This is a genomic window from Bombella sp. ESL0385 (genome assembly GCF_009725755.1).
Classification (GTDB): Bacteria; Pseudomonadota; Alphaproteobacteria; order Acetobacterales; family Acetobacteraceae; genus Bombella; species Bombella pollinis.
On sequence record NZ_WNIJ01000001.1, the window covers coordinates 1,258,139 to 1,271,327 of the forward strand.

The 13,189-nt window shown below is 55.0% G+C and carries 11 protein-coding genes and 1 other RNA gene; all 12 read left to right on the plus strand.

Annotated features, from left to right (window positions below; genetic code table 11):
- Nucleotides 1–51: 51 nt before the first annotated feature.
- The 12 genes from GM557_RS05840 to murG all read left to right on the plus strand — a co-directional run bounded on the left by GM557_RS05840 (nt 52) and on the right by murG (nt 13,176).
- A complete protein-coding gene (locus GM557_RS05840) occupies nt 52–504 on the plus strand; it encodes a hypothetical protein (protein ID WP_370513438.1) in 453 nt (150 codons plus the stop codon).
- A gap of 51 nt (nt 505–555) precedes the next feature.
- An RNA gene (gene rnpB / locus GM557_RS05845) (RNase P RNA component class A) lies at nt 556–956 on the plus strand.
- Between the two features lie 351 nt (nt 957–1,307).
- Nucleotides 1,308–1,784, plus strand: a complete 477-nt coding sequence (gene mraZ / locus GM557_RS05850; RefSeq protein ID WP_155573335.1) for a division/cell wall cluster transcriptional repressor MraZ — start codon at nt 1,308–1,310, stop codon at nt 1,782–1,784.
- A 29-nt stretch (nt 1,785–1,813) separates the two neighbouring features.
- The gene (gene rsmH, locus GM557_RS05855) at nt 1,814–2,758 is read left to right on the plus strand and encodes a 16S rRNA (cytosine(1402)-N(4))-methyltransferase RsmH (protein WP_155573546.1); all 945 of its coding nucleotides are present in this window, start codon (nt 1,814–1,816) and stop codon (nt 2,756–2,758) included.
- A complete protein-coding gene (locus GM557_RS05860) occupies nt 2,755–3,498 on the plus strand; it encodes a hypothetical protein (protein ID WP_155573336.1) in 744 nt (247 codons plus the stop codon). Before rsmH ends, GM557_RS05860 begins: the two co-directional genes overlap by 4 nt.
- Nucleotides 3,499–3,715: 217 nt before the next feature.
- Nucleotides 3,716–5,488 carry a penicillin-binding protein 2 gene (locus tag GM557_RS05865; RefSeq protein WP_230880631.1) on the plus strand — a complete coding sequence of 591 codons (1,773 nt, stop codon included), beginning with the start codon at nt 3,716–3,718 and terminating at the stop codon, nt 5,486–5,488.
- A 9-nt stretch (nt 5,489–5,497) separates the two neighbouring features.
- Entirely contained in the window at nt 5,498–6,985 is a 1,488-nt protein-coding gene (locus GM557_RS05870) for a UDP-N-acetylmuramoyl-L-alanyl-D-glutamate--2,6-diaminopimelate ligase (RefSeq protein WP_155573338.1), read from the plus strand.
- The gene (gene murF, locus GM557_RS05875) at nt 6,985–8,397 is read left to right on the plus strand and encodes a UDP-N-acetylmuramoyl-tripeptide--D-alanyl-D-alanine ligase (protein WP_155573339.1); all 1,413 of its coding nucleotides are present in this window, start codon (nt 6,985–6,987) and stop codon (nt 8,395–8,397) included. The genes GM557_RS05870 and murF overlap by 1 nt, the downstream gene beginning before the upstream one ends.
- Nucleotides 8,397–9,488 carry a phospho-N-acetylmuramoyl-pentapeptide-transferase gene (gene mraY, locus GM557_RS05880; protein ID WP_155573340.1) on the plus strand — a complete coding sequence of 364 codons (1,092 nt, stop codon included), beginning with the start codon at nt 8,397–8,399 and terminating at the stop codon, nt 9,486–9,488. The genes murF and mraY overlap by 1 nt, the downstream gene beginning before the upstream one ends.
- A 2-nt stretch (nt 9,489–9,490) precedes the next feature.
- Nucleotides 9,491–10,867, plus strand: coding sequence for a UDP-N-acetylmuramoyl-L-alanine--D-glutamate ligase (murD, locus tag GM557_RS05885; protein ID WP_155573341.1), 1,377 nt, complete (start codon nt 9,491–9,493; stop codon nt 10,865–10,867).
- The gene (locus GM557_RS05890; protein WP_155573342.1) at nt 10,867–12,060 is read left to right on the plus strand and encodes an FtsW/RodA/SpoVE family cell cycle protein; all 1,194 of its coding nucleotides are present in this window, start codon (nt 10,867–10,869) and stop codon (nt 12,058–12,060) included. Before murD ends, GM557_RS05890 begins: the two co-directional genes overlap by 1 nt.
- Nucleotides 12,061–12,063: 3 nt before the next feature.
- Nucleotides 12,064–13,176 carry an undecaprenyldiphospho-muramoylpentapeptide beta-N-acetylglucosaminyltransferase gene (gene murG, locus GM557_RS05895; protein ID WP_155573343.1) on the plus strand — a complete coding sequence of 371 codons (1,113 nt, stop codon included), beginning with the start codon at nt 12,064–12,066 and terminating at the stop codon, nt 13,174–13,176.
- The last annotated feature ends 13 nt before the right edge of the window (nt 13,177–13,189 follow it).

Consider the following 13,189-nt stretch of genomic DNA (forward strand, 5'->3'; position numbering starts at 1 on the left):
TTTGCTATCTCACTGCTCATCCCCTTATTCAAAACATGCAGGTTCATCATCGTGACAGACAACACGCCCCCACGCCTTGGCCGCCGCCGCCCAAGGCCGCCGCGCTCTCTCAAACAGCATATCATCCGCCGACTCATTGTTATCGTCCCAGCCTTTTTCTTAATGTTCATTTTTGTGAGAACAGGGGCACTAGATAGCCTCTATGACCGTTTCACCTTTAATAAGCTAAGCTGGTTCGATAATACGGCTTTGGTAGAGCATTTACGGACGGTCATTACCCGTAAAGGCCTTACCACCATGCCACGCCGCTGCCTTGTTATGGTCGTCAACGGGGATGCGAGTACACCCGTACCCTCTATTGATGTCTTGGGACGGCATGGGAATGGCTGCCCCGGCACAACACCATCGGCTGAGCTGTTATTTCACCTTCGCGTTGATCGTGCTGGCCAAAGCATCATGACCGACGCAGGCTCCCCCGGATTATATCGCCCCCTCACCCCCTAACCTTTTCCACTAACTTGACCTCCCCCCATGAGGCAGGCATAAGCAGCCCAGTCAGATGGTCGGGCGATCGCTGTAGCTCTTTAAAAGGGCTAGGGAGGAAAGTCCGGGCTCCACAGGAAGACGGTGCCGGCTAACGGCCGGCGGGGGTGACCCTAGGGACAGTGCCACAGAAACAAAACCGTCCGCCTATCCCCCTTTTTACAAGGGTGATGCGGATAAGGGTGAAACGGTGCGGTAAGAGCGCACCGCGCGGCTGGCAACAGCAGCGGACATGGTAAACCCCACCGGGAGCAAGACCGAATAGGAATGACAAGCCACATATGGCTGGGGGTGCCTGCCCCGTCATTCGGGTTGGTTGCGTGAGGTGTATTGCAAAATACATCCCAGAGGAATGATCGCCCCATCCCCATAAGGGGATAGGACAGAACCCGGCTTACAGACCATCTGGCCCTTATCCCTCTTTCCCTAACATTCTTTTAATCACAACAAAGCTTCATCATGAGATTTGCCATCACCATGACAAGAAGGAGGCCTTTTCCTGTCATCCCACAAGCCCTTCTTTTCACAAGAGATACACTCCTAACAGCCCGATAGAATCTATTTACCCTCCATTCATCGTTCATTAATTTTAAAATAGTTTTCCCTCCCTTTGCCTCCTTTTTTCTGCCTAAAAAACGCACTTTATCGCCGTTTTTGCACAATAAAACTTTGACGACCCATAAAATCCCATGATACCCCATAAGCTCCCAATTTGTGGGACGTTGTATCCATCACTCAGGTAAAGGGGAGGAGCATTTCACAACATGACTATGTTTCTCGGTACCCATGCCAGCAAGGTGGATGCAAAAGGACGCATCTCCATCCCCTCACCCTTTCGGGCAGTCCTACGCGATAATGCCCGGCCGGGTGATGCGATGATGATTATCCGCCCCTCCCACCTCCATGATTGCTTAGAAGGTTGGACATCCTCTGCCTTCTTCGCCTTCTCCAATGCGTTGGATGAATATGATCCTTTCTCTGAGGAGCATGACGACCTCGCCACAAGCCTTTACGCTGATGCCTACCCGCTTGATTGCGATAAAGAGGGACGCGTCAACCTCCCCAAAGCGTTAAAGGAATATGCCAACCTAGAGGGGGACGTTACTTTTATAGGGCTTGGGCGTGTCTTTCAGATATGGAACCCCGCTCTTGCTGAAGACCGTAGGAAGCAGGCGCGCAGCCATGCGCGTGAGCTAGGCCGCCGCAAGGTCACCTCCCCGCGTGAGGATTCCGCACCATGAACCACGATATGTATCGCATTGCCGAAGATATGCGGCTGGAAGGGCACTTCCCCGTTATGCTGCCAGAAGTGCTAGAGACATTAGCCCCTAAACCGGGCGGGACTTATCTGGATGGCACCTTTGGCGGTGGCGGCTATAGTCGTGCCCTCCTCCGCGCCGCGCCCTGCACAGTCCATGCGATTGACCGCGACCCTGATGCGATTAAACGCGGCCAGCCTCTCATTGCCGCCTCAGAGGGGCGATTGCACCTCCATCAAGGCACCTTTAGCGCGATGGAGAAGCTTGTCGGCGCATATGGACCTTTTGATGGCATCGTCTTGGACCTCGGTGTTTCATCCTTCCAACTCGACCAAGAAGAACGCGGCTTTTCCTTCCGTCATGATGGGCCCTTAGATATGCGGATGAGCGTAACCGGCCCTAGTGCGGCCGATATCGTCAATGGGGAGAGCGAAGCTGCTCTAGCAGATATTCTGTACCATTATGGGGAGGAACGCCGCTCCCGCCGGGTTGCCCGCGCTATTGTAGATGCCCGCCAGAGCGGCCCCCTCCAGACGACAGGGCAACTTGCCGAAATCATCCGCAAGGCTGTGCCGAAAGAACGACCCAATTTCGACCCTGCAACGCGGAGCTTCCAAGCCATCCGCATCGCTGTGAATGACGAATTAGGCGAGCTAGAGCGCACCTTAAAAACGGCCCCTAACTTGCTCGCCCCGGGCGGTATTTTCTGTATTGTGACCTTCCATTCCCTAGAGGATAGAATGGTTAAGCGCGCCCTTGCCCAGCTAACGGGCCGTGTTGCAGGGCCGTCACGCCATACCCCTCTCTCCTTACAGCAGGCAGAAGCCCCCGCTTTTGCGCTGCTCCATACACGCCCTCGCTCTCCCTCCGAGACAGAGCTTACCCTTAATCCTCGTTCCCGCAGCGCACGTTTGCGCGCTCTGCGGCGCATTTCCGCCCATGGAGCTTCCGCATGATCCGTTTTGCTACTCTTCTCTGCGCCGCGATGGCCGCTGGGTCTGGCCTCTTTCTTTATACAAAGAAGCATGAAACCCTCGTGCTCAATCAGGATATTCGCAAAACAGTGGAGGAAACCCGCCGCGTCCAGCAAGAGACGGCAATACTCCGCACACAATGGGCGTTGCTCAACCAGCCAGACCGCCTCTCTGCGTTATCGCAACGTGTGCTGCCTCAACTAAGGCAGGTCGAGCCTACACAATTTGTTCAGCTTGCCAATTTACGAGAGAGACTCCCTGCAATCAGCCATCATGTCATTGCCATGACACCTGCGCGGGAGCAAGCACGGCGTACATTAGTGGCCCTCACCACGCCTGCTGCCCCCACAACAGCGACCCCGCATGATGATAGCCCCCTCACTGAACACCACACCACACACACGCACAGCCCCGCCAGCATTGCGGATAAGCAGAGCGTCACAAACCACAGTTTAGAGCAAGACCTTGCCTTACTTAGCGGGCCTGATAATACTAAAGCCACACGCCCTCACCGGCATGATACAGGTGCTACCATCCTTCACAAAAGCCATTCTGTAACGTTCCATCCCCATACAGAGGCTACGGATGATGTCGCTTGGCATCCGTCTGCTTCTCACCAAGAGGGACACCACAGCCATGAAAGGGGCATCCATACATCCGCCCTCTCTTTTGGTGATGACGACCAAGCCCCCTTACCCCCACCTACGCCTTTAACGAACTAATCAAAGCGGTAAGGCGTACCGCTCCCCTCCTCCACCTCTTTCGTAACCGAACCCCCGCCCCATGGCTGCCAAACCTTCCCATACAGCTCATAAGAAACAACGGAGGCCCTTTTTTCTCCTCCGTTGGGTAGCGGCCTGTCGGCAATGGCGCAATGACCGTAAGCAAAACCCTTTTAGCTGGTTAGAAACAAGCCATAATCGGCTCATCTATTTGGGGATGGGATTTCTCTTTCTTTATGGTGGGGTCGCGTTAAAGGCCCTCTTTGCCACCATTCTTGCCCCTATGGCCCCGCTTCCTAATCAAGTCGGGGCAATTATTCCCGACATTCCCCACCCAGACCCTAAAGCCCTCGCTGGCAGTGGGTTTGTACTGCCTAATATTCAACGCGCTACCATTACAGACCGTAACGGCCAGCCCTTGGCTCTCTCTCTGCCAGTTGTGCAAGTTTACGCCAACCCGATGGAAATTATTGAGCCTGAAGATGTTGCCAAACAACTCCATTCCATATTGCCTAATCTAAATATCCCTGAGACCATTCGCCGCTTAAAGCAGAAAAAACAGTTCGTTTATCTCGCCCGCAATATTGCCCCTGTTGATGAATTGGCAATTAATAATCTAGGCATCCCCGGCATTTATTTTGAGAATGGTGAACAACGCCATTACCCGCTTGGCACGCTTGCCGCGCAAATATTAGGGGCTGTGGATATTGATAATCACGGCATTGCAGGGGTGGAGAAATATTTTAATCAACGCCTCCTCAGCGACCGCACCCCCCTGCGCCTCTCCCTTGATGCCCGCGTGCAAGCGGCAATGCGCGATGAACTTAATGAAGCCAAAACACGCTTCCGCGCTATTGGGGCCTCGGCCATCCTCATGGATGTCCATACGGGGGAAATCATCGCTATGATTAGCTTGCCTGATTATGATGCGAATGACTTCGCCCATGCCTCAGATGATGCACGCTTTAACCGTGCGGTAACAGGTATGTATGAGCCGGGATCGACCTTTAAGCTACAAACAGCAGCTATGGCGTTACAGCTTGGGGTAGCGCATCCGTGGGACCAATTCTCTACCATTCCTATCAAGGTGGGGCGGTTTAAAATCTCCGACTTAAAGACCGACCATTTCGCCCCTTGGCTGGCTCTACCATCGGTCATGGCGTTTTCCTCCAACCCTGCTTCAGCTCATATTGCCCTAGATGTCGGGCGGGAACGCCAACATGATTGGCTTAAAAATATGGGCTTCCTCGACCGCGTCCCAGTCGAACTCCCCGAGGCGGGCCGTCCCATCGTCCCTTCCCTCAAAAATTGGGGGGAAACCACCGTTATGACCGTAGGCTTTGGTCATGGTGTTGCGGAATCCCCTCTCGCTATCGTCCGTGGGACAGCCACAACGGGGAATGGTGGGTACCTCGTCACCCCTACACTCTTAGCCCGCGATCATCTAAATGATGATGTCGTAATGGCTGAGGAGGAGAAAGGCCCACATCTCATCTCCACCCACAATGCAGACCTATTACGGCGTATTTTACGGCTCGTTGTTACAAAAGGCATCGGTAAAAAGGCCGAAAGCCCCGGCTATCTCGTTGGTGGGAAAACCGGCACAGCAGAGAAAATCGGGGCACATGGCGGGTACCTTAAACACGTCAATATTACCGCCTTTACCGGCATGTTCCCCATGAACGCCCCACGCTATGCACTCTATGTCATGCTGGATGCCCCCCAAGGTACGGCAGAAACCCATGGCTGGACAACCGCCGGCTGGATTGCCGCACCGACATTCTCCAAAATCGTCACACGCGTTGCCCCTATGCTGGGCCTCTTTCCCGTCCCGCCGGAGAAGGCCCAGCAGCTTGATGACCAACTCGCCCTTGCTTTGACCCCACCCGTCCCGCCGGGAGTGCGTCGCCCCCTTGGCCCTGGTAATGACCCCGGCGCGGCGGCTGTTAATCGCCTCGCTGCTAAACATACCCCTCATCACGCTCATTAGGCCCTGCTCATGAAACTCTCTGCCTTACTCCATCGCTACGCTCTCTCCTCCCCCAGCACGCATGACCCCCTCATCACCGCAATCACGGCTGATAGTCGGCAGGTCAAAGCGGGGAGCCTCTTTGTCGCCCTAAGCGGCCATAAACATGATGGGCGAGACTTCATCCCCGCCGCGATTACCCAAGGGGCAGCCGCAATCATCCTTGCCCCCAAACAAGGGGAAACCCTCCCGCCGGAGCGACATGAAAACGGCCATACAGCCCCCCTCATCCCTGTAGCGGACCCAGCCCATTTCCTCGCCCAAGCGGCCGCTTACCTCGCAGGGCCACAACCAGCACATATCACCGCCATTACGGGGACAAATGGCAAAAGCAGCACGGCTGACTTCCTCCGCCAGCTTTATCAACTCCGCCATTATAAAGCTGCCAGCCTCGGTACGTTAGGCCTCATCAGCGATGTAGAGATGCCCCCTCTGCCAGCCTTAACCACGCCTGATGCTGTTAGCTTAGCAACAACACTCGCGCGCCTAAAAACCTATGGTGTTGAACATGTCGCCTTAGAGGCATCATCCCACGGGCTTCATCAAAAACGGCTTGATGGCGTGGCCATTACCGCAGCAGGTTTTTCCAACCTCACGCGTGATCATCTCGATTATCATCACACGATGGAGGACTATCGAGACGCTAAGCTCTCCCTCTTTAGCACCCTATTGCCGGAAGGGGGACTTGCGGTCATCAATGATGATATAGATGTTGAGAGCCGAAACGCCCTCCAGCATATTGCCGCAAAACGCGCTCTAAAACTCCGCACAGTCGGCACAAAGGGTGAGACAATCCGCCTTCTCGATGCGCAACCAACCCCACATGGGCAAGACCTCACCATCCAGCTTTATGGCCGTACATTACCGCCTATTCACTTCCCACTGCCGGGGCGGTTCCAAGCGGAAAATGCATTGCTTGCCGCCGCTCTTTGCTGGGAGCATGAGGAGGAAGCAGATGCCATCATCGCCCTGCTCCCCCATTTAAAAGGGGTACCGGGCCGGTGTGAACCGGTCGCAACCCTCCCTAACGGGGCCTGCGCTTATGTCGATTACGCCCATACGCCTGATGCATTAGAGCATGTTCTCCTCAGCCTCCGCCCCCACGCAGCGGGGCGGTTGGTGGTGGTCTTTGGTGCAGGAGGCGACCGCGACAAAGGCAAACGCCCTCTCATGGGGCAGATTGCCGCTCATCTCGCTGATGAGGTCATCATTACTGATGATAACCCCCGCAGCGAAGACCCCGCCACTATCCGTGCCGCCATCCGCGCGACAGCTCCCCAAGCGCAAGAGATTGGTAACCGCAAAGACGCTATCCAAACCGCTCTTGAGAGCCTCAGAGAAGGTGATGTGCTGCTCATCGCTGGGAAAGGCCATGAGACTGGCCAGATTATCAACGGGGTAACCCATCCTTTTGATGACCGTACACTCACAGCCGCCCTCGCTGCGGAGTTATCATAATGCCCACCAGCACAGCCCCACTTTGGACAAGCCAAGACCTCCGCAACGCCACACAAGGCCGGCTCACCGGTGATGTGCATGTCCGTGCTGTCTGTATTGATACGCGCAGCCTCCAACCGGGGGATCTTTTTATTGCACTCATTGGCCATAATGCAGATGGGCACCAATACCTCAAGCAGGCTTTAGAGCATGGCGCGGCCTGCGTTATGGCGCATGATGGTGCAGCCATTGCTAAAGCTGGCTTAACCGATGACCCTCGCCTCCTCCTCGTCTCGGACACGATGCAGGCCCTAGAGGCATTAGGGCGTTATCGCCGTGCTCAGTTTAAAGGCAAGGCCATTGCCATCACAGGGAGCGTAGGCAAAACCACAACCAAAAACATGCTCGCCACAGCCTTAGCCGCTTATGGGAAGGTCCATGCCTCGGTGGCCTCCTTTAACAACCATTGGGGCGTCCCCCTTACCTTAGCGCGCTTACCTCAAGACGCTGCCTTTTGCATTAGCGAAGTAGGCATGAACCACCCTGGCGAGATTACCCCTCTAGTGGCTCAAATCCGCCCCGATATTGGCCTTATTACCACCATCGGGAGCGCACATCTCGGCCATATGGGCAGCCTTAACGCCATCGCTGCGGAAAAAGCCAGCCTCTTTGCGGCTCTACCAGCGGGTGGAACGGCCCTCTGCCCAGAAGAAGCCGCGCAATTCCCCGCTGTCACCCACGCTATCCCACAAGATGTCTCCCTCTGGCAGGTGGGGACAACGTCTCATGCAACCATTCATTGTGATGAGCTGCACTGCACCGCCACGGGAAGCCAACTTCATCTCTCCACGCCGGCGGGGGAAGCACAGCTTACACTTACAGCCCCGGGGCCTCACCTCGCCCGCAATGCCGCTCTAGCTCTTGGTGCAGTGGCTGCTTTGGGCCTTCCGCCCCAGGCGGGGGCCACGGCTTTACGCCACTTCCAGCCCGAGGCGGGGCGTGGGCAACAACGGCTTTTACCCGGTGAAATCACCTTATTGGATGAAAGCTATAATGCCTCCGGCCCCAGCATACGTGCAGCACTGGAGACGCTAAGCTTAATGCCCGCCCCCCGCCATATTGCCGCCCTGGGGGATATACGCGAGCTCGGCACCTTTGCCGCAGAGGAGCATCGTGCCCTAGCCCAACCGTTAACAGAGCATAACATCCTTACTTTTTGTTGTGGCCCGCATATGAAATCCCTTTACGAGGCCCTTCCCCGATCCCTACAGGGCGGTTATGCTGAGACATCAACCCAACTTGCCCTTCTTCTACGCCCTGCTTTGCAGAAGGGGGACGTTTTGCTTGTAAAGGGCAGCTTGGGAAGCCGTATGCGTGACCTCATTGCGTTATTAGACCAACCCGAATCATCCCACAGCCCAGAGTCCACCTAATGCTGTTTAACCTCCTTGCCGCTCCCTATTCTTCCCATGGTGGCCTGCTCAACCTACTGCATTATATGACCTTTCGGGCCGGATGTGCTTGCTTAACGGCATTAATCATCTCCCTCCTCTTGGGGAAACCTTTTATTGCCCAGCTTAAACGCATTCAACGGCAAGGCCAGCCCATCCGCGCTTTAGGGCCAGAACGCCATATTTTGGAGAAAGCAGGCACCCCCACAATGGGCGGGGGCCTTATTCTTTTCTCCCTCGCTCTCTCCACCCTATTATGGGCAGATTTACGCGATGGTTTTGTGTGGGCTGTCTTACTCACCACGCTAGGCTTTGGCGCTATTGGCTTTGCAGATGATTACCTCAAACTCGCCAAAGGCAATAGCAAAGGGGTCTCTAAAAAACTCCGCCTCGGTGGGGAGTTCCTCATCTCTTGTCTTGCAGGCATTGCGATGGAGGCCCTCACCCCGCCAGAGTTCCGCAATGCGGTGGCCTTTCCCTTTACAAAAACCTTCATGTTGCATTTGGGCTATGTGTTCCCCCTCTTTGCAATGGTCACCATCACAGGTTTTGGTAATGCGGTAAACCTCACTGATGGGCTTGATGGCCTCGCTACCGTCCCCTCCATCATCGCTGCTTTGGTCTTTGCCTTAATCGCCTATCTGGTTGGTAACCACGTCTTTGCAGATTATCTTCAGCTTCATCACGTCCCTGGCACGGGGGAGCTAAGCATCTTCTGCGCGGCTCTCATTGGGGCGGGTTTGGGCTTCTTATGGTTCAATGCTCCCCCGGCAGAGGTCTTTATGGGCGATACCGGCTCCCTAGCCCTTGGTGGGGCTTTAGGCGCGGTGTCCGTAGCGGTTAAGCACGAGCTAGTCCTCTGCCTCGTAGGGGGGTTATTTGTGATGGAGACCATCTCCGTCATTCTCCAAGTCTTTTGGTTCCGCCGAACGGGAAAACGTATTTTTCTTATGGCTCCCCTCCACCATCATTTTGAGAAAATGGGCTGGCAAGAGCCAAAGATTGTCGTACGCTTTTGGATTGTCGCTATCATCTTGGGGCTATGTGGCCTCGCTACGTTGAAGATACGCTAATCATGGCCCATCCCACATCACCTCCTCCCTCATCATGGCCTAAAACCCTCCTCTCCGGGCAGCGTTATGCTGTATGCGGGCTAGGGCGTAATGGAGCTGCTGTTGTGGAAGCCCTTCTCGCTATGGGGGCGGAGGTTCATGCGTGGGATGACCATAGCCCTACCCTCTCTAAAGCCCTGACCGTCCATCCCAGCCTCACACTGGCCCCACTTGATGACCTCTCCGGCTTTACAGCCCTCATCCTCTCACCCGGCATTGCCCATCATCTACCGCAGCCACACCCTACGGCACGCCTTGCTCAAAAGCAGCACATCCCCATCCTCTCCGATGCGGAGTTGCTCTGGCAGGTCACCCGCAAAGCAGGCTCTAAAGCGCGCTTTGTCTCCATCACGGGGACCAATGGCAAGTCCACCACTACGGCTCTATTAACCCATATCCTCACCGAGACCGGTATTCCTGCTTATTGTGGCGGCAATTTCGGCACGGCCTCTCTGGCCTTACCGCCCCTTGGCGATGATGGTGTTTATGTTATCGAGATGTCCTCTTACATGCTCGAGCGTCTGGAGCATTATCACGCTTGTGCGGCTGTCCTCCTCAATTTAACACCTGACCATCTCGACCGTCATGGCTCTATGGAGGGCTATCTCACCGCCAAAGCTCATGTATTTGATAACATGACCAAAGGCGACCTCGCCCTTTTGGGAGAGGCTGCCTCATGGAGCAAACCCCTCCAAACCCGCCTGACCTCCCAGGGGCTAGACGTCCATACTCTTACTATCACCGATGCCCTTTCCCCGGAGGATGCCCCCTTCCTACCCGGCCCGCATAATGCCCAGAATATTGAAGCCTGCCGCCTCATAGCGCGTCATCTTGGCCTCTCTGATGCAAGCATTGCCCGTGGCATACGCAGCTTCCCCGGGTTAGACCATCGCCTGCAACATATCGCAGAGGCAAAGGGCATCGCTTTTATCAATGATAGCAAAGCCACCAATGCGGAAGCCAGCTTCCACGCTCTGCGGGCTTTTCCTCATCTTTTATGGATTGCTGGCGGTATAACTAAAGAGGGCGGCATTACAAATCTCGCCCCGGTTTTAGGACATGTAAGTCGCGCCTTCCTCATTGGGCAGGATGCCCCCCTCCTTGCCGAGACGCTTAAAGCCCATAATATAGCTTTTGAAATCAGCACAACGTTGGAGCAAGCCACCCGCGCCGCTTGGGCCTATGCACAAGCCAGCACCACCCCCTTACCGATTATTCTCTCCCCCGCTTGCGCGAGTTTTGACCAATTCCGTAATTTTGAGGAACGTGGCACAGCCTTTGCCACCCTCGCACGCACACTCTGCCATGCCGATTGCCCTGCTGAGGAGGAAGCCCGCTAATGGCTCTATCCGACCGCACGAACAACTCCCACCATGCCCAATGGTGGCGTAGTCTCGACCATGTAAGCCTTAGCTGCGTTGGTGCGCTCATCGCCCTTGGCTATATCCTCATGCTCGCCGCAAGCCCTGCTGTGGCCCACCGCATTGGGGCCTCACGCAATATGTTCATCCTCAAACAAGTGGTCTTTTTGGCCTTAGCCGGGGCAGTCGTCATCGTCACATCCCGCCTGACCCCGCGCATGGTGCTACGCATTGCGCTCATTGGCGGGGTCATGGCCTTGGGAGCCACCTTCATGACGCTCATTCATGGGATGGAAATTAAAGGCGCGCGCCGCTGGATTGCCCTACCCTTAATGTCTGTGCAGCCTTCGGAGTTTCTAAAGCCCTGCTTCGCCGTTGTGACGGGGTGGTTGCTTAACCTTCGTTATGAAAAAACCCTCTCTAATGGTTGGCGATTTCCGGGGCGTTTGGTCGCTTGTGGTGTTTATCTGGTCATTGCTGCACTCCTTCAAGCCCAACCAGATATCGGGATGCTATCTGTCATTAGCATGGTGTTCATCACCCAACTCTTTATTGATGGCTTGCCTATTATTGTCTTTGGTATGCTCGTCTCCGCAGCTTTAGGGGCTTTTGGTGTTGCGTATCTGGTGTTTGAGCATGTTCACTCCCGCGTGCAACGCTTCCTCCACCCCGATGTGGGGGACCATTACCAAATTGATACCTCTATGCGTGCCTTTGGTAACGGCGGGTTGCTCGGACGTGGGCCGGGGGAAGGCCGTGTTAAAGACCTCCTACCCGATGCTCATGCTGATTTTGTCTTTTCCGTCGCGGGGGAAGAATATGGCTTTGTCATGTGCCTTTTTATCATCGCGCTCTTTACTATCTTGGTCTTTTCCACGCTCAATCGCTTATTGGAGGAGAAGAACCCTTTCATCATCCTCTCCACAAGCGGGTTGATAACAGGCTTTGGCTTACAAGCTTTTGTCAATATGGGGTCATCGCTACATTTAATCCCCACTAAAGGGATGACCTTACCGTTTATCTCCTATGGGGGAAGTTCCGCTCTCTCTGTTGCTTTAACAATCGGCATAGCCCTAGCCTTAACACGCCACCGTGCAAAACCAGGCCTCTTTACACCAGCCTCTCATGAGGCCAATACACGCTTATCAGCTCCATCTAAAAAGGAAGAATAACGCATGACACACGCCCCTATCATCATCGCCGCTGGAGGAACAGGCGGGCATTTCTTCCCCGCTATTGCCTTGGGGGAAGAACTCCACCAGCGTGGCTACCCGCTCATCCTCATGACAGACCAACGCCGTAATCGCGCAGAACAAAGCATCTTTGCGCTCTACCCCCGCTATACACTCACCAGCAGCGGCGTGGCGGGTAAAAAACCACTTGATAAGCTTAAAGCAATTAGTCGCTTATTATGGAGCTGCCTTGGCGCGCGTAAACTCATCGCTATCTGCCGTCCAGCCGCCGTTATCGGCTTTGGGGGGTACCCCTCCATCCCCCCGTTACTAGGCAGCCGCTTGCTGTGCCGTAACCGCCCTGCGCTCATCATCCATGAGGGCAACGCTATTCTCGGCCAAGCCAATGTTGTTCTCTCACGCTTTGCTAATGCCATTGCCACCTCTTACCCACGGGTCATGCGCCTCCCTGTTGGGAAAAAGGTCATCCAAACAGGTATGCCCGTCCGCCCTGCGATTGAAGCCCTAGCTGATGAGCCATACAGCCCACCCACCCTCCATACAAACGAGGACCCCATCCATCTCCTCATCTGGGGCGGCTCTCTTGGTGCGCAGATTTTCAGTACGGTCGTGCCTCAAGCCCTCTGTAATTTACCCCAATATGTCCGCATCCGCTTGCATGTTACGCAGCAAGCCCATGAGGATATGATCCCCGTGCTAACCAACTTGTACAAACAAGTCGGTATCACAGCACATGTTACCCCCTTTATTGATGATGTCGCCTCCGAGCTTAAAAAGGCTCATCTCGTCATCGGGCGGGCTGGTGGCTCCTCCGTGGCAGAACTCGCCACAGCGGGGCGTCCCTCCATCATGGTGCCCCTCCCCATTGCTGCCTCTGATGAGCAAGGCGTCAATGCTCAAACGATGGAGCACGCAGGCGGGGGCTGGATGATTCGCCAGCGTGATTTCAAGTCTGAAAAGCTCTGCGACATGCTCCTCCATCTCTTTGAGCATCCTGATGAGCTAAAACATGCTGCCCATGCAGCACGGACGCTCCAACATCGCCATGCTGCTAAAAAACTGGCTGACCTTGTTGAAGCCACTCTAAAACGCTGATTATCTGCCCTCT

Bases quoted from the DNA above. Each gene is read 5' to 3' on its own strand.
- mraZ (WP_155573335.1), top strand. From the start codon at position 1,308: ATGACTATGTTTCTCGGTACCCATGCCAGCAAGGTGGATGCAAAAGGA.
- rsmH (WP_155573546.1), top strand. From the start codon at position 1,814: ATGCGGCTGGAAGGGCACTTCCCCGTTATGCTGCCAGAAGTGCTAGAG.
- GM557_RS05860 (WP_155573336.1), top strand. From the start codon at position 2,755: ATGATCCGTTTTGCTACTCTTCTCTGCGCCGCGATGGCCGCTGGGTCT.
- GM557_RS05865 (WP_230880631.1), top strand. From the start codon at position 3,716: ATGGGATTTCTCTTTCTTTATGGTGGGGTCGCGTTAAAGGCCCTCTTT.
- GM557_RS05870 (WP_155573338.1), top strand. From the start codon at position 5,498: ATGAAACTCTCTGCCTTACTCCATCGCTACGCTCTCTCCTCCCCCAGC.
- murF (WP_155573339.1), top strand. From the start codon at position 6,985: ATGCCCACCAGCACAGCCCCACTTTGGACAAGCCAAGACCTCCGCAAC.
- mraY (WP_155573340.1), top strand. From the start codon at position 8,397: ATGCTGTTTAACCTCCTTGCCGCTCCCTATTCTTCCCATGGTGGCCTG.
- murD (WP_155573341.1), top strand. From the start codon at position 9,491: ATGGCCCATCCCACATCACCTCCTCCCTCATCATGGCCTAAAACCCTC.
- GM557_RS05890 (WP_155573342.1), top strand. From the start codon at position 10,867: ATGGCTCTATCCGACCGCACGAACAACTCCCACCATGCCCAATGGTGG.
- murG (WP_155573343.1), top strand. From the start codon at position 12,064: ATGACACACGCCCCTATCATCATCGCCGCTGGAGGAACAGGCGGGCAT.